The 23,840-nt window shown below is 31.6% G+C and carries 15 protein-coding genes; 10 read left to right on the top strand and 5 right to left on the bottom strand.

Annotation, left to right across the window (positions count from 1 at the left end):
* Positions 1 to 3: 3 nt before the first annotated feature.
* Both J2Z39_RS07915 and J2Z39_RS07910 read right to left on the bottom strand, forming a co-directional pair.
* Positions 4 to 1,383, bottom strand: coding sequence for a UDP-N-acetylmuramoyl-tripeptide--D-alanyl-D-alanine ligase (locus tag J2Z39_RS07915; RefSeq protein ID WP_117522039.1), 1,380 nt, complete (start codon positions 1,381 to 1,383; stop codon positions 4 to 6).
* Positions 1,380 to 2,417 (bottom strand): D-alanine--D-alanine ligase family protein, encoded by a 1,038-nt coding sequence (locus tag J2Z39_RS07910; protein ID WP_117522040.1) that lies wholly within the window; start codon positions 2,415 to 2,417, stop codon positions 1,380 to 1,382. Before J2Z39_RS07910 ends, J2Z39_RS07915 begins: the two co-directional genes overlap by 4 nt.
* A gap of 436 nt (positions 2,418 to 2,853) precedes the next feature.
* Here J2Z39_RS07910 and J2Z39_RS07905 point away from each other — a divergent pair, with 436 nt between their 5' ends.
* The 4 genes from J2Z39_RS07905 (at position 2,854) to J2Z39_RS07890 (ending at position 6,715) form a co-directional block, all read left to right on the top strand.
* Positions 2,854 to 3,723: an aggregation-promoting factor C-terminal-like domain-containing protein gene (locus J2Z39_RS07905; RefSeq protein ID WP_209814671.1), complete on the top strand. Its 870-nt coding sequence runs from the start codon at positions 2,854 to 2,856 to the stop codon at positions 3,721 to 3,723.
* Between the two features lie 113 nt (positions 3,724 to 3,836).
* Positions 3,837 to 5,243 (top strand): phospholipase D-like domain-containing protein, encoded by a 1,407-nt coding sequence (locus J2Z39_RS07900; RefSeq protein ID WP_209814669.1) that lies wholly within the window; start codon positions 3,837 to 3,839, stop codon positions 5,241 to 5,243.
* Positions 5,244 to 5,344: 101 nt separating this feature from the next.
* The gene (locus J2Z39_RS07895; protein WP_209814667.1) at positions 5,345 to 6,115 is read left to right on the top strand and encodes a hypothetical protein; all 771 of its coding nucleotides are present in this window, start codon (positions 5,345 to 5,347) and stop codon (positions 6,113 to 6,115) included.
* A 78-nt stretch (positions 6,116 to 6,193) separates the two neighbouring features.
* Entirely contained in the window at positions 6,194 to 6,715 is a 522-nt protein-coding gene (locus J2Z39_RS07890; protein WP_209814665.1) for a peptidylprolyl isomerase, read from the top strand.
* A gap of 85 nt (positions 6,716 to 6,800) precedes the next feature.
* Here the strand turns inward: J2Z39_RS07890 and J2Z39_RS07885 are convergent, their stop codons facing one another.
* Together J2Z39_RS07885 and J2Z39_RS07880 are read right to left on the bottom strand one after the other, a co-directional pair.
* A complete protein-coding gene (locus J2Z39_RS07885) occupies positions 6,801 to 8,699 on the bottom strand; it encodes a fructose-bisphosphatase class III (RefSeq protein WP_209814663.1) in 1,899 nt (632 codons plus the stop codon).
* Positions 8,700 to 8,741: 42 nt separating this feature from the next.
* Complete coding sequence (locus tag J2Z39_RS07880; RefSeq protein ID WP_209814661.1) at positions 8,742 to 9,530, bottom strand: glycosyltransferase family protein; 789 nt, start codon at positions 9,528 to 9,530, stop codon at positions 8,742 to 8,744.
* A 131-nt stretch (positions 9,531 to 9,661) separates the two neighbouring features.
* Here J2Z39_RS07880 and J2Z39_RS07875 point away from each other — a divergent pair, with 131 nt between their 5' ends.
* The 6 genes from J2Z39_RS07875 to glmS all read left to right on the top strand — a co-directional run bounded on the left by J2Z39_RS07875 (position 9,662) and on the right by glmS (position 22,753).
* Entirely contained in the window at positions 9,662 to 10,168 is a 507-nt protein-coding gene (locus J2Z39_RS07875; protein WP_117522047.1) for a nitroreductase family protein, read from the top strand.
* A 149-nt stretch (positions 10,169 to 10,317) separates the two neighbouring features.
* Positions 10,318 to 14,082 carry a DNA-directed RNA polymerase subunit beta gene (gene rpoB, locus J2Z39_RS07870; protein WP_117522048.1) on the top strand — a complete coding sequence of 1,255 codons (3,765 nt, stop codon included), beginning with the start codon at positions 10,318 to 10,320 and terminating at the stop codon, positions 14,080 to 14,082.
* A gap of 8 nt (positions 14,083 to 14,090) precedes the next feature.
* On the top strand, positions 14,091 to 17,654 hold the full coding sequence (gene rpoC / locus J2Z39_RS07865; protein ID WP_209814660.1) for a DNA-directed RNA polymerase subunit beta': 3,564 nt from the start codon (positions 14,091 to 14,093) through the stop codon (positions 17,652 to 17,654).
* Positions 17,655 to 17,867: 213 nt separating this feature from the next.
* Entirely contained in the window at positions 17,868 to 19,748 is a 1,881-nt protein-coding gene (locus J2Z39_RS07860; RefSeq protein ID WP_117522050.1) for an OPT family oligopeptide transporter, read from the top strand.
* The gene (locus J2Z39_RS07855) at positions 19,741 to 20,058 is read left to right on the top strand and encodes a PqqD family protein (protein ID WP_117522051.1); all 318 of its coding nucleotides are present in this window, start codon (positions 19,741 to 19,743) and stop codon (positions 20,056 to 20,058) included. Before J2Z39_RS07860 ends, J2Z39_RS07855 begins: the two co-directional genes overlap by 8 nt.
* 871 nt (positions 20,059 to 20,929) lie before the next feature.
* On the top strand, positions 20,930 to 22,753 hold the full coding sequence (gene glmS, locus J2Z39_RS07850; protein ID WP_209814658.1) for a glutamine--fructose-6-phosphate transaminase (isomerizing): 1,824 nt from the start codon (positions 20,930 to 20,932) through the stop codon (positions 22,751 to 22,753).
* A gap of 221 nt (positions 22,754 to 22,974) precedes the next feature.
* On the opposite strand, the gene J2Z39_RS08685 is transcribed toward glmS, so the two are convergent.
* Complete coding sequence (locus J2Z39_RS08685) at positions 22,975 to 23,829, bottom strand: aldo/keto reductase (RefSeq protein WP_342589597.1); 855 nt, start codon at positions 23,827 to 23,829, stop codon at positions 22,975 to 22,977.
* Between the last annotated feature and the right edge of the window lie 11 nt (positions 23,830 to 23,840).

Genomic DNA, 23,840 nt, shown 5'->3' with positions numbered 1-23,840 from the left:
TCCTTATAATTTAAGTTTTCTAACGCATTCGATTATTTCTTCCATGTGCATACCATGTGAGCCTTTTACAAAGACTAGAGTTGATTTGCAAATAAGTTGCTTTAACTTATCACAAGCATCTGCTTTACTATCAAAATGGAAAATTCTTGATTTAGGGAAATTTTTCAAAGCTCCTTGATACATGTACTTTGATAGAGGACCATAGAATAAACAATAGTGGATTTGGCTAGGGTCTATGTTCTTTCCTATGTTATAATGAAGCTTATCTTCATCATCACCAAGTTCTAACATATCTCCAAGAACTACGATTTTATTTGTATACCCACCTAGCATATAACAAGTATTTAGTCCTGTTAAAAGAGCTTGAGGATTGGATTTGTATGAGTCATCTAGGATATCAAAGCCATCTAATTCTAAAATAGTAGATCTATTAGAGCTAGCGCTTACTTTTTTTAGACCATTTTTGATTTGATTTTCATTTAGATTTAAAAGTTCTCCTACCATAGCAGAAAAACCACCATTGTAAATTTGATGGTCGCCTAAAAGTGGTATTGTATAAACTTCATCCTCATGTTTAAATTGTACCCCGTTAGTATTGGTTTCTAATCTTTTTATTATATAATCTGCATTTTGATCTTGACCAAAAGTCATTACATTTTGTTCTAGATCATAAGTTGGAACTATTTTTTTTAGAACTGGGTCGTCTATATTATAAATAAAGATGCCGTCTTTACTTAATCCTTCAGCTATTTCCATCTTAGCCTTAGCTATACCTTCGCGAGTTTTTAAATTGTGTAAATGACTATCTCCTATATTTAAAATCACAGCTATATTAGGTTGAGCAATACTAGTGGTTAGAGATATATCACCAAAGTTATCGGTGCCCAATTCTATTACTCCTATTTCAGTGTCTTCATTAAGGTTTAGTATTGTCTTGGGAACTCCTATTTGGTTATTTAGATTACCTAAAGTTTTTTGGACTTTATATTTTTCACTTAAAACAGATGTTAAAAGATCTTTAGTTGTAGTTTTTCCGTTAGATCCAGTAATACCTATTATCTTTATATCAAGCTCTTTACGATAAGCTTTAGCTAAATCTCTAAGAGCATCTTCAGTGTTTGTTACTTTTATATAAGGAATATTAATATTTTTTTTAATTTCATAATCTTCATTAATTATAAAAGCAGCTGCTCCCTTATCTTCACATTCTTTTATAAAAATTCTGCCATCAAATACCTCACCTACAAGAGGTATATATAGATTATTTTTACTAATGGTTCTAGAATCTGTAGATACACCTTCAATAATTAAATCTTTATAAATATCATCAGAAAGCTTGCCGCCTATCATATTAGCAATTTGACCTAGACTTCTTTTAATCATTTAAATCTCCTAAAACCATCTTCTATTAATTTATCAAGTACGTATCCAAAGGATTTGTTATACATCAACATAGCAAGTCTTGCAAAAAATGATGATGGTGTAAATCCTGGGAAAGTGTTAATTTCATTTACAAAAAATTTGTGTTCATTAGTATAGAATATATCTACACGAGCAAAGCCAGAACATCCAGCAGCTTTGTAGCACTCCTTAGCAAATTCCATGGCTTCTTTTTGGTAGACTCTTTCCATATTAAAAGGAATTTCTTCTATAGTTTCCTTATCAAAATATTTTGCATCATAGTCTAAAAATCTATGATTTGTAATATAGGCTGCAGGCATAGAAGCATCTAGACTATTTCCATCTCCTATTATTGCAATTTCTATTTCTTGACCATCTATTAGTTCTTCAACTAAGACCTTTTTATCAAACTCAAAAGCTTCTTTAACAGCATTTTTTAATTGTTCTTTATCTTCAACTTTACTTACACCAACAGATGAACCATTAGCGGAGGGCTTTACTATCAAAGGTAGACCTATTTCATCTATACATTTATTTACAAAATCATCATTAAAATCATCTTTATATGTATAGAGATATTTTGCTTGAGAAATCTTATTTTTTTCAAAAATATCATTTGTAGTTACTTTATCCATACAAATAGCAGAAGATAAAAGACCATTACCTAAATAAGGGTAGCCGATACAGTCTAGAAAACCTTGTATAGTACCGTCTTCTCCATAAGTTCCATGAATAGCAGGGATAATGATCGTATTATCTGGATTGTAATCTTTTATTTCACTTAAGAAATTCGCTATAGACTTAGCTTTATTAGAAATTGTTTCTTTTACTAAGCTAAATTCGTCACTTGAATCAATATAATCAAATGACTTTGAAAATACACCATTTTTATCTATATATACTATCTTAGTATTATATTTTTCTTTACTTAAATTTTTACTGATGTTTAGGGCACTCCTTAGTGATATATCATGCTCACTAGAAGGTCCACCACAGAGTAGATAAACATTTATCATACATTACTCACTTTCATCTTAATATATAAAATTTTACTACATATAAAAAAAGTGGGCAAATATAAAGGTATAAAGAATATTTTTGGATTAATTTGTAACAAATTAGTTACTTGTATTTTGGAGAAAATACGTAATTATTTATATTGCTTACCCGATTTTTATAAAAAATAATTAAAAAAATTGAAAATTTCTTATTTGATTTCAAGATGAAATTTATCAAAATTTCTAATAAATCTTTATATTTCAAAGTTTAGATCAAAAAATAGCAAATAAAATAAAATTGCAAATATACATAATTTAGACACAATTACGCCCTATAATATATCTTGTACAAACGATCTGTTAATATTTTGTAACCTTTGTTACAATCGAAACTAAAAGGTCAAATTTAAAACTAAAAGTAAAAGTCGATAGACTATGAAAGGATATAAACATAATGAAGAATTTAAGAAAATATGCTCTTGCAGCAGCACTAGTAGTACCATCAGTTTTTGGCTTAGGAGCTAAAAATTCTGAGGCAGCAAAAATATCAATTGATAAAGACTTAGCTTCTGGAGTAAATGTAAGAACAGAAGCAGCTTTAGGCGATAATGTAATTGGACTTATCAATGATAGTGATAATACATATGATATCATTAATGAAGAAGGTGATTGGTTAAAAATCAACTTCAATGGTAAGGATGCTTATGTAGTTGGTAAATGGTTCCACATACTTGATGAAACAAAGCTTGTATCAGATGCAAACTTCAGAGATGGAGATAACATTGATTCAAATGTAATTGAAGTATTAAAAGCAGGAACAAATGTTGAAGTTATTGATTTAGCTAATAATGGATATGTAAAAGTAAAAGTAAATGGAAAAGAAGGTTATGTATACAACAATCTCTTAGATTCATTTAGAAAAGCTAGAGAAGAAAAACAAGCAGTACAAAAAGCTAATAAACAAATCCAAGCTTCTAATAACCAACAAGCTCAACAATCAAATACACAAACATACCAAAGAACACAAACATATAAACAACCTCAACAACAAAGACAACAAGTTCAACAAACACAAGCTCAACCATCATCTCAAGGTTCATCAAGCTGGGCTAAAGAATGGATAGCACAAAGAGAATCAGGTGGTTCTTATACAGCTTACAATGCAGCAGGTGGATATTATGGTAGATATCAACTTAACCCATCTTTAGTAAGATATGGTGCAAGTCCTGCAGAACAAGAAGCAGCAGCTGATAACTATGTAGCTCAAAGATATGGTTCATGGGAAAGAGCTCAACAATTCTGGGCAGCTAATGGTTGGTATTAATAATTAAATATAATAAATATTTTAAAAAACTCCAAGGGTGATCCTTGGAGTTTTTTGTAAAAAAAATTATTTAAAGTAGGGTTTTTAATAATAGATAAGACTGAGAGGTTTATATGAAAGCGAAGATAATAAGAGTTCTACTTGGATTTTTAATATATATTATAGTATTTTCCAGTATTCCCTATATGAAACAAAAAAATGTATCGGATAGGTTTAAAGAAAAATTTGATATAAATAAGTTTTATGGAAAAGACAATTCTTCTGTCTATGCTCAGATAATTAGGGATAATGATGAAGCCAGAGTTGAAAAAATAAGAACTATAGAAAATGCTAAAGAAAAAATTATTCTATCTAACTATAGGTTTCTAATAGATAGTACAGGAGAAGATTTTATGGCTAGCTTAATTGAGGCAGCTAGTAGAGGAGTGAAAATTGATATAATTTTAGATGGCAATACTCTTTTTATGAACTTAGGTAAAAATAATTATTATTTAGCATTAGATAGTTTTCCAAATGTTCATATAAAAATATATAATCCTATGAATCCTTTAAAACCATGGTCGCTCATGGGTAGAATGCATGATAAATATATGATCGTTGATGATAAGATAGCCTTTGTTGGTGGTAGAAATATAGCTGATAGATTTATGCAAACTAAAGGAAAATATACATATGACTGGGATGTTTTAGTTTATTATGATAAAAGAAGTAGAGCGGATGCTATAGATCAACTAAAAGATTATTTTTATGATATATACAACAATGGTCATAGAAATAAAGATATTAAAGATGCAGCAATATTTGCAAATAACAGAAAGAACAAAGAAATCATAAAAAAACTTGAAAATACTTATGAAAGTGATAAGGTTAAAAATCCTGATAATTATACGCATAGGGATTATAAAAAGAGTCTTACAAAAGTAAAAAGTGTAAACTTAATTGCAAACCCTATAAATGTTTATAGCAAGGAGCCTGAAGCTTTTTATCAAATTATAGAATTAATGAAAAATGCTAATGAATCAGTGGATATTCATACTCCGTATTTTATTGGAAATGACCTTATGTATAGTTCATTAGAAGAGATAGCGGCTAATGTGCCTACAACTTTATTTACTAATTCTCCATCTAGCGGTGTTAATACAGTAGGAGTTGGAGATTATATAATCCATGAAAAGAAACTTAGAAATTTAGGTGTAAATATTTTAGAAAATGAAAAAGAATCTTCTTATCATGGCAAGGCATTTACTATAGATGATAATATATCCGCAATAGGAAGTTTTAATTGGGATATGAGATCAGCCTATGTAGATACTGAGATAATGTTTGTTATAAATGGGGAAGATTTCTCTAGAGAAGTCAAAAATGAATTTAATTACTATGAAAAAGATGCTAGTATACTTTTAGAAAATGGTGATAGAACTAATTTAGCCGGTAAGAAAATAAAGAAGGCAAACTTTATAAAAAAGTTGATAGCTGTTCTATTTGTAATCCTATTTTATCCGTTTAGATTTCTGTTTTAAGCCATTTATCATAAGTTTCCTAGGATTTTACATAGACTTTACAAAACAATGATATAATCCTAATATAATTAAAAATATGTAAAACAATCTTAGGGGGAATAATGGATAAATCTAAAGGTATAGAGAATAAGTTAGGGAAACTTGCTGATGAGAATAAGATTCAAGGTCTTTTCTTAGATGAAGAAAGCATTGTTTCAATTATATTAGATTTAGAAACTATTGAATACAAAGGAGTATATCTTAAGTATAGTGATGATGGAACTGTTGTAGAAATAAACACAGCTATATCTAGCCTTAAGGTTAATGATAATGGTCAGATTCACAGAGGAAAATTAGATGATATAGTTAGAGCTAGTATAGATAAAGCGGCTATAAGCAAATTTAATATAAATAAACTTGATGAAGATTACTTTAAGGAAGTAGAAGAATCTTTAGATGAGAAAATCATTAAGCTAAATTATATAAAGACTGAAAAAATCTATTATGAGGTAGAAGAAGCCTTAAAAGAGATAGATGAAAGTGATTATGACTATGATTTAATAAAAGAAAAATTAAAAAAATTTGATATAAAAGAAAAATCTAACCACTATATTTTAGAAAGATATATGGGAATAAACAAGATTAAGTACAACACTTCTAAGAGCAAGTTTACTATTAAAAATAATTATGACTTTAAAGAAAAAATTAATCTAAATGATGATATTGATGGTTTTGATGAAACTAGGTTTATAGAAGCTATAAAAGAGATAAAACATAAAAGGGAATACCACAAGGCTAGACTTGAGCTTGATGATGGTATCGATGAAGATTATCCATCTTACGCTACAGGTACAGGATTAATTGATAAAGAACTAGATTTAGATAACGATTAATATTTGCATGTTGCTTTTTGGTTATAATAGTCTTTTTGGTTATAATAGTAAAGTCATGAAAAAGAAAAGAGGTAATATATGAGTGAAAATCCAATAGTTACATTTGAAATGGAAAATGGAGATATAATTAAGGCGGAATTATACCCTGAAATAGCTCCGAATACAGTAAAAAATTTTATATCATTAATTAATCAAAAATTTTATGATGGTTTAATTTTTCATAGAGTTATAAAAGGATTTATGATCCAAGGAGGAGACCCAGAAGGTACAGGTATGGGTGGTCCTGGTTATGGAATCAAAGGAGAGTTTAGTTCAAATGGCTTCAAAAACGACTTAGCTCATGAAGCTGGAGTTTTATCTATGGCAAGATCTATGATGCCAAATTCAGCAGGAAGTCAATTTTTTATAATGCATAAGGATAGCCCTCACTTAGATGGGGATTATGCTGCTTTTGGTAAAGTAATTGAAGGTATGAATGTGGTTGATAAAATTGCAGAAACAAAAACCGATAGATCAGATAGACCAAAAGAAGAACAAAAGATAAAAAACGTAACAGTAGATACTTTTGGACAAACTTATCCAGAGCCTGAAAAAATGTAAACTTAAATAAAAAATGTGCAGTAAGTTTTTTTCTGCACATTTTTTATTATAGATCTTTCATAAGTTTTCGATAATACAACAACCTTTAAATATTATCATAGTCTTTAAGAAGTTTTTCTAAAACCTTGATTCTTTCTCTAATCCTTGCACCTTCATCAGTATCCTTCATAAGCATCCTTGGGTGGAGGACTTCTATTTCTCTTATATTGGGTCTATAAGAACTTACCTCATCTGTTATTGATTCGTAATTTGTATGCTCTGCTAGAGATACAGCATGAGAATTAAATACTAGTGTATAGCCTGCAATACCTGTTTTATCTTGGTAAGGCTTTGAGATCCCCCCATCTATTACATATAGTTTTCCCTTAGCCTTTACTGGGGTATCTCCTTTTTTGGTTTTCACAGGTACATGTCCATTTACAATTCTTCGTCTTTTGCTTGTAACATTAAATTCATCTAGAATCATGTCAACAGTTTCTTCATTGTTTGATAGTTTAAAATAAGAGTTATATTTTTCTTCCTTTAGTTTCTTATCTTCTATAAATATATTCTCAAAGTATGAAAACTGAGATTTGCCAAATATTGGCGAGTTTTTACTATTAAATAGGTACCACATAACATCTATAGCATACGGGTCATGTTTGTAATAAGCATCTCTTGCTATAGCATCAAATTTATCCATCAATGATTTCCCAGAAAATTTGCCGCCATCTATTTCTACTTCTGTAAATGATCCATTTTCATTTAAAGGTATACAACCATGAAATAATAGTGAACCATTTTCTACTTTATACATAGCTCCATTTTCATATAAGAAATTTATGTGTTTATTGATTTTTACACCACGGTTAAAGTCTAATTGTAGAGCATTGATTACAGTTTTTTCGTCTGCTGTAAGTTTTAATGGATTTTTAGGATCTACTGTAGGGAAATTTGTATCTTTTAATGGTTCGCCCTTATAGGTCATATCGTCAAAGTTTATAATTTTTAGGAAGTTCCTATCATCCATATTAAATTCTTTGTTGCGTTCTATAAGTTGTCCATCTAATTTGTATCTAATGATGCTAATAGCTTTAAACATCTTTGCTGCAGTTTCTGAATTAATATTATCATATATATTTTTGTCAAAAACTCTAGGAGTAAATAAAGTAGCTGGATCGTCTGCATACGTTTTTATGGCGAATTCATAAAGAGGTCTAAGGTTGATTCCATAACCATCTTCTAACATGTCTATATTATTATATTGGATAGCGTTAGCAAGGCAGGCAGCGGTAAGAGCCTTATTACCAGAAACAGCTCCCATCCATTCTATATCGTGATTGCCCCATTGAATATCGACATTTGGAAAGTTTAATAACTCATCCATTATTATTTGAGGAGAAGGACCTCTATCATATATATCGCCAACTACGTGAAGCTTATCAACACTAATTCTTTGGATTAGCTTTGAGATTAAAATAATAAAATCTGGTGCTGCTCCATATTTTACAATATTTTCTACTAGCTTATCATAATAAATTTTTTTATTATATTCTGAATCATTGGTATATAATAATTCATCAACTATATCAGTATAGCAGTCTTTGAATTTTTCTCTTACATAACTCTTAGCATATTTGGTAGATACAAATCTAAATAGACTTATGAGCCTATGTATGGTTATATTTAAGTAATCATCAGTTAGTTCGCCATTGATTTCCATTTTGTGGAGAACTTCTTTTGGATTATAGACCAATTCTGCAATCTCATCTTGTTCCTCTTTTAATAATGTATCCCCAAAATGCATAGAAGTTTTTTCTCTTATATTTCCAGAAGCGGATTTAAGTAATTGTAAGAATGCACTAGCTTCTCCATGAACGTCAGAGAAGAAATACTCAGTTCCTTTTGGTAAGTAAAGTTTTGAGTTTAATGTAATAAGTTCGTTTCTGATATTTGTCTTTGTACTATAATGTTCTTTTAGCAACTTGTAATAATTTTCTTCCATAGGACTCCTCATTTCATTTTGGCATTAGCCTAGTAACAAATATTAATTTTCTTTATCTTTTTGTGAATTTTCAGTAGAATTTTTGTTTGTTTTGATTTCTTCTGTATTATCACTAATGTTATTATTATTCCCACTTTCGAAAACTACCTTAGTATCTTTTGGGATATTTGATTCTTTGGCTTGCTTTTCGGAAATAGACTTTTTATTTTTGATTGATTTTTCTTCTGATTTCTGACTTAAAGGGATAGGTATTACTTTTACTTTATTGTTTTTATTATCTGTAGTTCTTTTTATATGTTCTGTTTGATCTTTATTATTTTTATATATTTGGGGATTTTCATCAAACTCTATATAGTTTTTATTATTAACAGTTTTGTTTTCTATTATTGTATTATCATCAATAACATATATTCCTTTGGTTCTTGCTATAAGCCCTAAGAGAGAGTTTATAACTAAAATTCCATTTAAGACAAATAGTACATATATAGCATTAGTTGTTAAATTTCTAAATGTCACATAGAAAAATATAGTTATTGATAGGAACAAAAGAGCAAATACAAAGTTTGATAAGTGATATTCACCAGTATTAGCTGCCTTAAAAATATGTCTTGTTATAACAAAGTTAACTATAAATAGTAGTATAAACCCTAAAATTATTATTGGCTTTACTAAGGCTAAAGATATACCGGTAAATCCTAATAAATCTAGAAAGGCAATTAATAAATTTACATCTACTAATGCAGTAAATACTACGCCTAGTAAAAATAATATGGTCATAATTGACCTAAAAATTCCTGTTATTATACTAAAAAATTTTATTGTATCTTTCATACTTCCTCCATTTGTTTTATTATAACATAAATGACTTTGTTTAGGGATTAGTTATAAAATTATGGTATAATTAAAATTTAACTCGTAAATATAGCAATTATTCGTATAGTAAAAGTAAAGTGAGGTAATTTATGAATTTTTATGAAGTTTTAGAAAAACGTGTTTCTACAAGAAATTTTACAGATCAAAAAATAAGCGAAGAGGATGTAAAGGTATTATTGGATGCTGCTTATAAAGCTCCTATAGCTCATGGTCTATATGATGAGTGCAGAATAACAGTTATCAGAGATAAATCATTGATAGAGGAAATAAGTAAAGAGTATAAAGAAACTTTTAATAAGGATCATGATTCTTTATATGGAGCACCTTTATTTATAATTTTTTCTTCAAGTAAAGATAGTGATGCAAAATATGCAGATGCAGGATGTGTATTAGAAAATATATCTCTTGCTGCAACAAGCTTAAATCTTGGATCTTGTTATATTAGAGGACTTATAGAAAATCTTGGTAAAGATGCTAAATACATAGATAAATTAAATTTAGATGACGGTTTTTATCCTGTAAATGGAATAATAATTGGACATAGCAAAGTAGAATTAAAGGGCAAAGAACATAAGATCAATACAAATTTTATATAGGTATTTATTTTAAGTTGACAAATACCTATTATAGGTAGTATAATTAAGCATTGCTAGAAATCTAATTATAGAGATTTTTATTCGTTTTTGAGGCTAAGATATATGTGTATTTTTAGCCTTTTGTTTTTAAAGATAAGGAGTTTTGATTAATGGCCCAATATCACAATGAGATGTTTGGAAGAACTGAGAGAGTGAGTTTTTCTAAATTCCCTCAAGTCTTAGATTTACCTAATTTGCTAAAAGTTCAAAAAGATTCATATAAATGGTTCTTAGAAGAAGGACTAGGAGAAATTTTAGAGGATATTTCACCTATAGAAGATTACAATGGAAATTTGATTCTGGAATTTGTTGGATATGAATTTGATGATGAAACTAAATATTCTATTCAAGAAGCTAAATATAAAGATGCAACTTATTCAAGAGACCTTAAAGTTAAGGCTAGACTTATAAATAAGGAAACTGAAGAAGTTAAAGAACAAGAAGTATTTATGGGAGACTTCCCAATGATGACTGATTCTGCTACTTTTGTTATAAATGGTGCAGAAAGAGTTATAGTAAGCCAGCTTGTTCGTTCTCCAGGTGTTTACTATTCTGAAGAAACTGATAAGTCAGGAGATAATCTTTATTCTTCAACTGTTATACCAAATAGAGGTGCTTGGATAGAGTTTGATACTGATGCTAGTCATACAGTAAATGTTCGTCTAGATAGAACTCGTAAATTACCAGCAACAACTTTAGTACGTGCACTTTTATTTCAAACAGATGAAGAAATAATAAATGCACTTGGTGATACAAAACACCTTAGAACAACATTAGAAAAAGAAAATTCTGAAACAAGTGAAGAAGCTTTAATTGAAATTTACAAAAAATTAAAACCAGGAGACCCTGCAAGTTTAGAATCTTCACAAAATCTTATCAATAATCTATTGTTTGATGATAGAAGATATGATTTAGCTAAGGTTGGTAGGTATAAGTACAATATCAAACTTGCACTCTGGCCTAGGATTGAGGGTAGAGTTGCTGCAAATGATGTAATTGATGGAGAAACTGGAGAGCTTTTCGTTAAAGAAGGCGAAACTATAAATCGCGAAACTGCTATTGATATCGAAAATGCAGGTATAAACACAATTGATATTGTAAAATTAAATAATGATGGAGAAAATCAAACTCTAAGAATAGTTGGTAATCACTTTGTAGATATAACTTCTTTTGAAGAATTAGAGGATGTTTCCTATGATATAGATGAATTCTCAGAAAAAGTTTACTATCCTGTCATGAGAGAAATCTTAGATGAATATGACAATCCAGATGACATTTTAAGTGCTATGAATAGAAGAAAGAAAGAACTTTCTCCAAAAAATATTACAAAGAGCGATATTCTAGCTGTAGTAAACTATCAATTCAACTTATTTGAAGGAGTTGGTGAAGTAGATGATATCGATCATCTTGGTAACAGACGTGTAAGAGGAGTTGGTGAACTATTACAAAATCAATTTAGGGTTGGACTTGCAAGGATGGAGAGAGTAGTTCGTGAGAGAATGACTACCCAAGATCCAGATCTTGCCACACCACAAGGTCTTATCAATATTAAACCAGTTACAGCTGTTATAAAAGAATTCTTTGGTTCATCACAATTATCACAATTTATGGATCAAACAAATCCTATGAGTGAACTTACTCACAAGAGAAGATTATCAGCTCTTGGACCAGGTGGTTTATCAAGAGACCGTGCAGGAGTAGAAGTGCGTGACGTTCACGATTCTCACTATGGTAGAATATGCCCAATAGAGACTCCAGAAGGACCAAACATTGGTCTTATCACTTCACTTACAACTTATGCTAGAATCAATAAATATGGATTTATTGAAACTCCATATAGAATCGTAAAAGAAGGTGGAGTTGTAACAGATGAGATTGATTATCTAACTGCTGATGAAGAAGATAATTATATAATAGCTCAAGCCAATGAACCTTTAGATGGAGAAGATAGATTTGTAAATGATAGAGTTTCAGGACGTGGTTTTAATGGTGAAAATGATATTTATCCAAGAGAAAGTATTCAATACATGGACGTATCTCCTCAACAAATAGTATCTGTTGGAGCATCATTAATACCGTTCTTAGAAAACGATGATAGTACTCGTGCTCTAATGGGTGCAAACATGCAACGTCAGGCAGTGCCACTTTTAAAATCTGAAGCTCCAATTATTGCTACAGGTATAGAGCATAGAGCTGCAAAAGATTCAGGTGTTTGTGTAGTATCACGCAATGCTGGTGAAGTAGTTTATGTTGGTGATGAAAGAATCAAAGTAAAAAGAGACGAAGATGGGGAGATTGACTCTTATGAATTACTTAAATTTAAAAGAGCTAACCAAGGAACTACAATTAACCAAAGACCAATTGTAAAATTAGGAGATAAAGTAGAAGTTAATGAAATATTAGCTGATGGTCCATCTACACAAAATGGAGAACTTGCCCTAGGTAAAAATATCCTAATAGCCTTTACAACTTGGGAAGGATACAACTTCGAAGATGCTATGCTTCTTAATGAAGAGCTAGTAATAGATGATGTCCTAACATCAGTTCACATAGAAGAACACGAATGTGAAGCTCGTGAAACAAAACTTGGTGCTGAAGAAATTACCAAAGATATACCAAATGTTGGTGATGATATGAAGAAAAATCTTGATGAAAACGGGGTTATAAGAATCGGTGCTGAAGTAAAATCAGGAGATATACTAGTTGGTAAAGTTTCACCAAAAGGAGAAACAGAACTATCACCAGAAGAAAGATTACTTCGCGCAATCTTTGGAGAAAAAGCACGTGAAGTAAGAGATACATCATTAAAAGTACCTCATGGTGAACAAGGTATAGTTGTAGATGTCAAGGAATACAATAAAAAAGACGGAGATGAATTATCTCCAGGTGTAAATAAAGTTATAAGAGTATATGTAGCAACCAAAAGAAAGATTATGGTTGGAGATAAGATGTGTGGTCGCCATGGTAACAAGGGTGTCGTTTCACGTATACTACCAAGAGAAGATATGCCATTTTTACCAGATGGTACACCAGTTCAAATTTGTCTTAACCCACTAGGTATTCCAAGCCGAATGAATCTTGGACAAGTACTTGAAGTACACATGGGTCTTGCAGCTAGAACTATGGGTTGGAAAGTAGCTACACCAGTATTTGATGGTGCAATGGATACAGAAATCGAAGATGCACTTGAGGAAGCAGCAAAGACTGCACCATATGTTAATAAAACTGGTAAAATCGAGCTACGTGATGGTAGAACAGGAGAATCATTCGAAAATCCTGTAACGGTTGGTGTAATGTATATGCTAAAACTTCACCATATGGTAGAAGAAAAAATCCATGCTAGATCTATAGGACCATATTCATTAGTAACTCAACAGCCACTAGGTGGTAAAGCGCAATTTGGTGGACAAAGATTTGGAGAAATGGAAGTATGGGCCTTAGAAGCATACGGAGCAAGCCATACCTTACAAGAAATTCTAACAGTAAAATCAGATGATGTTACAGGTAGGGTAAAAACTTACGAATCTATTGTTAAGGGAGAAAATATTCCTGAACCAGGAACACCAGAATCATTTAAGGTACTTGTAAAAGAATTACAATCACTTGCCTTAGATGTAGAGTTACTTGATAATAATGGAGAAGTAATCGAGCTTAAAGAAAATATTGATGAACAAGATAGATTCAGTCAAGTAGACAAAATAGATGCATCAAAAATTAAATCCCAAACAAGATCACTTACTCAAAATAAAGTAACAGAAGAAGTTAAAGATGAAGAAAATGTTGAGTCAAGTGATGACATATTAATAGAAAAAGAATTTGAAAGTCTTTATAAAGAAGATGATAATTCAGGATTTAGCATTGAAGAAATAGAATAGGGAGATTTATGAGCGAATTAACACAATTTGATGGGATGAGGATGAAAATCGCATCCCCTGAAAAGATCAGATCATGGTCCCATGGAGAAGTAAAAAAACCTGAGACTATAAACTACAGAACTCTAAAACCAGAAAAAGATGGTCTATTTTGCGAAAAAATCTTTGGACCTACTAAGGACTACGAATGTTCTTGTGGTAAGTATAAGAGAATCAGATATAAAGGCGTAGTTTGTGAAAAGTGTGGTGTAGAAGTCACTAAATCAAAGGTACGTCGTGAGAGAATGGGCCATATTGAATTAGCAGCTCCTGTAAGTCATATATGGTATTTTAAAGGTATTCCATCAAAAATGGGATTGCTTTTAGATATGAGCCCAAGAATACTTGAAAAAATATTATACTTTGCTTCATATGTAGTAATAAATCCTGGTGAATCTGGACTTTCAGTCAAACAAGAAATTTCTGAAACAGAATATCAAGAAACTATAGAAAACAACCCAGATGATCAAGAATTTAGAGCAGCAATGGGTGCAGAAGCTGTTAGAGAGCTTCTTTCTAATATAGATTTAGAAAAAGAATACGAAATTCTAATGAAAGAATTAGAAGATTCTACAGGACAAAAGAAAGTTAGAATTTCAAGACGTTTAGAAGTAGTTGATGCCTTTATGACAAGCGGCAATAGGCCAGAATGGATGATTCTTGATGTACTACCAGTTATGCCACCAGAACTTAGACCAATGGTTCAACTTGAGGGTGGTAGATTTGCTACATCTGACCTAAACGACTTATATAGACGTGTTATAAATAGAAATAATAGATTAAAAAGACTTCTAGATATAGGAGCACCAGAAATAATCGTTCGTAACGAAAAGAGAATGCTCCAAGAAGCTGTAGATGCTCTTATAGATAATGGTCGCCGCGGACGAGCTGTAACAGGTGCATCCAATAGAAATATGAAGAGCCTATCAGACTTACTTAAGGGTAAATCTGGACGATTCCGCCAAAACTTACTTGGCAAGCGTGTAGACTACTCAGGTCGTTCAGTAATAGTAGTAGGTCCAGATCTTAAGTTTAACCAATGTGGACTTCCACAAGAAATGGCTCTAGAATTATTTAAACCATTTATAATGAATAAGGTTGTAGATCGTGGTATGGCTCACAATCTTAAGTCTGCGAAAAAAATGGTAGAGAAAAAAGATCCAAGGGTTTACGATGTCCTAGAAGAGGTTATCAAAGATCACCCAGTATTACTTAACCGTGCCCCTACACTTCATAGACTTGGTATACAATCATTTGAACCAGTACTAGTGGAAGGTAAAGCTATTAAGCTACATCCACTTGCTTGTAACGCATTCAATGCTGACTTTGATGGTGACCAAATGGCTATACATTTACCATTATCAAATGAAGCACAAATAGAAGCAAGATTATTAATGATGTCTACAAACAACATCTTAGGTCTAAAAGATGGTAAACCAATTACAACACCTTCACAGGATATGGTACTTGGTGCCTATTACCTAACAACTATCAAAGAAGGTGCCAAGGGCGAGGGGATGGTATTTAACTCAACTAATGAGATGAAAAAAGCCCTACTTACAGGTGATGTAGAATATCAAACACGAGTTAGTGTAAGAGTAAGAAAAAATAGTGAAGATGTAGGTAAGATTGTAGAATCCTCAGTTGGTAGATTTATATATAATGAAGGTATCCCTCAAGATTTAGGCTATGTAAATCGTAAAGATGATCCATATTCACTAGAAATCAATCAAGTAGCAGATTCTGGAGTACTTAAAGATATAGTAGATAGATGCTTTAGAAGACATGGCAATATCAAAACTGCAGAAGTACTTGACTACATCAAACAAACAGGATACAAATACTCAACACTTTCAGGACTTACAGTATCCATGGCAGACGTTAATATTCCAAAAGAAAAATGGGATATAATAGCAGATGCTGATAATGAAGTTGATAAATATGAAAAATTATACAGACGCGGTCTTATAACCGATGATGAAAGATATGAAAAAGTTATAGATATCTGGAGAGAGACTACAGATAAAGTAACAGAAGCACTTCTAACAGATCTACGTGATGATAATAACATCAAAATATTTGCTGATTCTGGTGCCCGTGGTTCAACAAACCAAATCAGACAGCTAGGTGGTATGCGTGGACTTATGAGTCAGGCAGACGGTAAGACTATAGAAATTCCAGTTAAGGCAAACTTCCGTGAGGGGCTTTCTGTACAAGAATACTTTATATCAAGCCACGGATCTCGTAAAGGTCTAACAGATACAGCTTTGCGTACTGCCGATTCAGGTTACTTAACACGTAGAATGGTAGATATATCACAAGACGTTATAGTTACAGAAGATGACTGCCATACTGACGGTTATGTAGAGGCTTACGAATTTAAAGATGGTAATGAATTAGTTGAAAATCTTTATACTCGTATAGTAGGACGTACATCATTTGAAGATATTAAAGATTCTGATGGAGAACTACTTTGCTCAAAAGATCAGTTAATAGATGAAGATACAGCAGAAAAAATTGTTGCAGCTGGAGTTAAGAAAGTAAAATTACGCTCAGTATTAGAATGTAAAGCAGAACATGGAGTTTGTGCAAAATGCTATGGTAGAAATCTTGCTACAGGTAAGCCAGTAAATATTGGTGAAGCAGTTGGAATTATTGCAGCCCAATCTATAGGTGAACCAGGTACACAGCTTACAATGAGAACTTTCCACTCAGGTGGTATAGCAGGTGTAGGAATTACGTCAGGTCTTCCAAGGGTTGAAGAGTTATTTGAAGCCCGTAAGCCAAAGGGACTTGCATATATAGCAGAAAATTCTGGTACTGTAACACTTATCCAAAATGAAAAGAAAACAGATGTTGAGATAGAATCAGAAGATGGATATGTACAAAAATACAACATACCATTTGGATCAAGACTTTTAGTGCACGATGGAGATGTGGTAAAGAAAGGTGATCAATTAACAGAAGGATCACTAGATCCACACGATGTATTAGCAGTACTTGGAAAAGTTGGAGTACAAAACTACATTACTAAAGAAGTACAAAAAGTATACAGAATCCAAGGTGTAGAGATTGACGATAGGCATATAGAAGTAATTGCTCGTCAAATGCTTAAAAAAGTCAAAATCGATGAATCAGGGGATACAGAATTCTTACCAGGAAGCTTACAAGAAAGACGTGAAGTCAACGCTATTAATGAAAAGTTGATAGAAGAAGGCAAGAGACCTGCAGAGTATACTCAAGAACTATTAGGTATCACAAAAGCATCCCTTGCAACAGATTCATGGTTATCAGCAGCCAGCTTCCAAGAAACAACAAGAGTTCTTACAGATGCTTCTATCAAAGGCAAGGTAGATGACCTAATGGGACTTAAGGAAAATATCATAATTGGTAAACTTATTCCAGCAGGTACAGGTATGAAACGCTACAATGATGTAGAAATAGACTATGAAACAAAAGAATTAGAAGATGCACAAATTGCAATGAATATAGAAGCTATAGAAGAAGCTGAAAATGAAGAACAAATGCAAAAATAATATATATAGCTCGCTAACTAATTAGTTAGTGGGCTTTTTTCTTTACAAAAAGTTGATCCTTAATTTAGGATATTAAGTTTGCTATATCTATCAATATTATATAGAAATAAAAGAATAAGTATATTTGTCTTTAATAGCATATCATAATAAAGTATAATGTGGTATAATAAATTACATATTTTAAATAAAATACATTTTATAAGAGGAGTTGTTATGAAAAAACGAGATAAAGATAAGCAGTTAAGAGAATTTACGCCCTTGGCTGTGATATTAGGTATGCTTATTGCTATAGTATTTGGAGCAGCTAATGCCTACCTAGGTTTACGTGTAGGACTAACTATTTCTGCATCTATACCAGCTGCAGTTATATCTATGGGTATAGTTCGAAAGATATTAAAACGTGATTCCATACTTGAAAATAACATAGTACAAACCATAGGTTCAGCAGGAGAGTCACTAGCAGCAGGTGCTATATTTACTTTACCAGCTGCGTTTTTATGGGAAAGTGAATGGGGAGATAGCCATTATATTTCTTACTTAAATATCTTGCTATTAACTTTGATCGGCGGGGTTTTGGGAGTAATATTTATGATTCCTCTAAGACGTGCACTTATAGTTAAAGAAGATGGTGTTTTACCATATCCTGAAGGAAAAGCTTGTGCAGAAGTTTTAAAGGCTGGAGAAGAGAGTGGTCAAGATTCAAGTGTTGTATTTAAAGGACTAGGCCTTGCATCACTCTACAAATTTTTATCAAATGGACTAAAAATATTTCCTGAAGGAGTGAGTTACGAAATATCAGCTAAAAATTTTGCTGGAACTGCTGTAGGATTTGATGCTCTACCTGCCTTGATGGGAGTTGGATATATAGTTGGGCCTACTATTTCTGCTATAATGCTAGCAGGTGGTGTGCTTGCTTGGTTTGTACTTATGCCACTTCTTCATGCTTTTGGTAGTCCAGAACTTACAAATCTTGCCCCATCAGATTTATGGTCAAACTATATAAGATATATTGGAGCTGGTGCTGTGGCTACAGGTGGTATTATATCTTTGATTAAATCCTTACCTATGATAGTAAAGTCATTTAAGGACTCAATAAATGACTTAAAAAGTAGAGATAGCTCTAGTAATGGAGATAGATTAGATACAGATATATCTTTCAAGGTATCAATTATACTAATAATTGTTTCAGTAATATTAATCTTTTTGATGCCATCAACACCTGTAAATATTATTGGAGCTATAATTATAGTTGTATTTGGATTTTTCTTTGCTACAGTATCATCAAGAATGGTTGGTATCATAGGATCCTCAAATAACCCAGTTTCAGGAATGTCAATAGCCACCTTATTAATAGCAACACTTATTCTTAAGGCTACAGGTCTTGTTGGCCATGATGGAATGATAGCAGCTATTTCTATAGGAACGATTATATGCGTAATAGCAGCGATAGCAGGAGACTGCTCTCAAGACTTAAAGACAGGTTATATTGTAGGAGCAAGTCCTAAGTACCAACAGATTGGTGAGATTATTGGAGTTCTAACATCATCTTTAGTTATAGGTGGTATACTTTGGATATTAAATACCTCAATAGGTTTTGGTACTAAAGATTTACCAGCTCCGCAAGCTGTACTTATGAAGATGATAGTAGAGGGAGTAATGAGTGGAAACCTTCCTTGGGACTTAGTATTTGTAGGGGCTGCGATTGCAATAATGGTAGAATTATTAGGAATAAGTGTTCTACCTTTTGCAATAGGTCTTTACCTACCACTTAATACTACCTTGGGGATAATGTTTGGTGGAGTTGTTAGACTAATAGTTGATAAGATCAAAGCGGATGATAAAAGTAAAAAGGATGCAGAAACTAATGGTACATTGTACTCTGCAGGACTTATAGCAGGTGAAGGAATAATGGGTATTATCCTTGCTGTATTTGCAATAATACCTTTTAAGGCAAAGACATTTGCAGATGCTATAAATATTTCTGATAGATTTAGCTTACCTCAAGAAGTATCCGTGCTACTATTTATAGGACTTGGTATACTTGTTTATTCAAAAGCAAAATCAGTTATAAAGAAAGATAGAACTAATGGATAATCTAGATAGGATCCCTTATAAAAATGTGGATTATGAATATGATGAAAAAAACAAGAATTATATAATATTAATGTCACATGAGGGACTTAATCATAAGATCGCCCAAAAGCTTTTTAAAAGACCCAAAATTACTAGAGTTAAAGTTAAGGGTATAGGAAACATAGTTTGGGAATCCATAAATGGTGAAAATAGTATAGAAGATATAGCTAAGATTTTAAAAGAGACATACGGAGAAAAATCCGAGCCCCTATATGAAAGATTACTTATTTACTTAGATAATCTAGAAAAAAATAAATTTATAAAATATTAGAGCATACAAATTAATAAGTGTTATTTAAAATATTATAGTATTAGGAGTTGTTGCAAGATAAATAAATTGTTCCAAAATCATTTGAGTATACTCAAGTGATATAGCAATAATTATTTATTAATTTGTAACAACTCTTTGTTTTTGTAATATTTTATAAAAAGAAGTTTATGAAGCTTTATTATTAGGATGCTGATAAGGTACAACTTGAAAAGTAAACTTAAGATTTCTAACTGATATTAATACTAGAATGAATGTGTTTTAAGCTAAGGAAATCAATTCAATTTCAACAAACTTACAAGAATAGACGTCAGTGTTTGATAAGATGTATGGTATCAATACGGATGATGTCAGTATGATATCTGAAGACTATATACTTCCAAATCTTAAAGATGAATTATTTGCAAATAATAAGTAAGAAAAGCATTTGATGTCGCTATAGATAGAGGATGATTAAATGAAACAGCTCTATGTGTTCAATCTACACCAGCATATTTCTGGATCCCAGATTCTATATTTACTTCAGATGCTGCGGCCATCGATTCTGGATGGAAATAAGAAGAATATGACAATCTTATAAAAGAAGTATCTATGGGAGGCTTTAACTAATACATATAACTGATGGTTATACTAGTAGATAAGAGAAGATAAAAATCTATAATTTAGTATATTTGCAAATTATGGTATAATAAAATAGCAAAAATTTTGAGGAAAAAATATAAGAAGCGCCAGGACCTTAGGGTTGACGAGGGATGGAGTTATCGAAGGATTCGGCGGATGCTCCAAAGGTATTACAGCCTTAGTAATGTACAAATACTTCTAGTAATAGAAAGACAAAATCATTACAGTAATCCTCACCACAAGGAGGTTTATAATGTGTGGAATTGTTGCTTATAATGGCAAGCAAAATTGCAAAGATAAGTTGATAGCTGGTTTAGAGCAGTTAGAGTATAGGGGATATGACTCAGCAGGGATTGCTCTATTGCAAGGAGGGTCTATTGATGTAATAAAAAAAAGTGGTAATATTAAGGGACTTGTTGATAAACTAAAAGATTATTCATATGATTCCTGTACTGGTATAGGGCATACCAGATGGGCGACTCATGGCAAACCATCAGAAGAAAACTCTCATCCTCATGTGAATAATAAAAACGATATTGCTATTGTTCATAATGGAATTATAGAAAATTATCAGGTACTTAAAGAGGATTTAATAAAAGATGGCTATAGCTTCTATTCAGAAACTGATACAGAAGTTGTGGCAAATCTGTTAGATAAATACTATGAAGAAAATCTAACTACTACTGTAAAAAAAGTTATAGAAATTATAGAAGGATCTTTTAGCTTGGCTGTAATTTCTAGCCGTGATCCAGAGTCCTTAGTAGTGGTTCGCAAAGAGAGTCCTCTAATATTAGGTATTACTGATAATGGAGTCTTTGCTGCGTCAGATATACCAGCTATATTAAACTACACAAGAGATGTAATCTACTTAGAAAATGAAGAAGTTGTAACAATAAATAAAGACGGTAAATACAAAATAGAATACAAGGAAGATGAGCTTAGTAAAGAAATCAGTCATGTTGATATGTCCATAGATTCTGCCAGCAAAAATGGTTATGAACATTTTATGATTAAGGAAATTAATGAGCAACCCAAAGTTATTGAAGACTCACTCATTAGAAAAGTTAAGGATGACTTCATAAATCTAGGAGATACATCTTTTAGCAAAGAGGAAATACTAGCTTTTGATAATATATATATTACAGCTTGTGGTACAGCTTTTCATGCAGGAGAGATTGGAAAAAAAGCTTTGGAAAAAGCATTAGGCAAGGCTCTTACAGCAGAAATTGCATCAGAATTTAGATACAATATGGATTTTCTAACTAAGGATAGCTTGTTGATTACAATTAGCCAATCTGGCGAAACTGCAGATACTCTTTCGGTAATGAGAGAAGCAAAAAAATGTGGAGCTAAAGTTCTTGCTATAACCAATGTAGTTGGATCAAGTATAGATAGAGAAGCTGATAAAGTTATATATTGTGATGCAGGCCCGGAAATTTCTGTAGCTTCTACAAAAGCCTATACGGCACAATTAATGGCTTTATACCTTTTGGGTCTTGATTTTGGATACAAAGTAGGAACTTATGATATGGAATATGTAAAAGATACTATAAGTAAGTTCAAATCATATCCATCTCTAATCAGAGACTATCTTGATAAAGAGCAAGAAATTGATAAGATTGCGGAAAAATTAAAAGATGCTAAGGCTATTTTCTATATGGGTAGGGGACTTGATTATTTATCTGCCAAAGAAGGAGCTTTAAAATTAAAAGAGATATCTTATATTAATACAGTGGATATGCCAAGCGGTGAACTAAAGCATGGTTCCATTGCCTTAATAGAAGAGGGCGTACCAGTTGTAAACTTGATTACTCAAAGTAAGCTTAGAGAAAAGTCTTTATCAAATATTAAAGAAGTAAAGGCTAGGGGAGCTTACACCATTGGAATTAGTCCAGAGATTAATAAAGAGATAGAGAGGACATATGATGTTTGTCTAAAAATTCCATCAACTGATGATTTATATCAAGCTATTTTTGCAGTAATTCCCCAACAGCTTATAGCATATGAGGTAGCCAAAAAATTAGGACTAGATATTGATAAACCTAGAAACTTAGCTAAGTCAGTTACAGTAGAATAAATTTAGCTTAGGAAATTTAGTTATTAACTAGATACAATATTTATTTAATTGTTATAAATGGATGCTTGCCTATATTTTATGGCAAACATCTATTTTCTTATTTTATTATATGAGATGGATTGTGTAGTTGTAGAGATTATTTTTAAATGTATGGCTGTATTTTCTAAAAGTACCATCCTTACTTAAAGAGGGTATATATCACATATTTATATTTAGAAAAGCTATGATAAAAACTCATTAGCCTTTTGTAATCCTTCAATTATCTCAAGGTTTTGTGGACATATTCCCTCGCATTTTCCAAATTCTATACATTCTATTGGACTTACACTTTCCTTTAGATAATCTTTATATTGAACTTTACTTTTTTTACTCTCGTCATATAGATAAGCATTATTCCAAAGAGAGAAAACTTTTGGTATGTTTATATCTACTGTGCAAGGTAGACAATATTCACAAGCAGTACATCCTATTTGCTCTTTTGATTTATAGATTTGGCGAGCTTTTTGGTAAAAATTTATATCTTCTTTAGATAAGGAATTACAATCAACAGAACTAGCCATATCAAGGTTCTCTTTTACCTGATTAATATCATTCATACCACTTAAAATAGTCATAACATTGTCTAGACTTAGAGGAAATTTCAAGGCTTCTTGAGCTGGACTTAAGTCTGTGAAGTCTTTTAATAAAGCTACTATTTCTTTAGGTGGCTTTGCTAAGCGTCCTCCTTTAATTGGCTCCATTATAATAACCGGTATTTCCATATCTTTTGCAAGTTTATATCCTTTTAGTCCGGCTTGGTAATTTATATCTAGATAATTTAGCTGCATTTGACAAAAGTCCCAAGAATAAGATTTTATAATTTTTTCAAAGGAAGAATATTCATCGTGGAAAGAAAATCCAACATGTTTGACAAATCCTTTTTCCTTAATTTCATTGAAGAAATCAAATACAACTAGTTCAACCATATCATTAAATCTTTTGATATCTAAAGAATGTAGTAGATAGAAATCAAGATGATCAGTTCTAAGATTTGCTAGTTGCTCATTTAATAATTTATAGAAATCTTTCTTTTTTATCGATTTATCAT

The organism is Anaerococcus nagyae (assembly GCF_017874535.1).
Taxonomy (GTDB): Bacteria; Bacillota; Clostridia; order Tissierellales; family Peptoniphilaceae; genus Anaerococcus; species Anaerococcus nagyae.
Note: the sequence above shows the minus strand (reverse complement) of the source record. Positions and strands in the feature narration are given on the sequence as shown.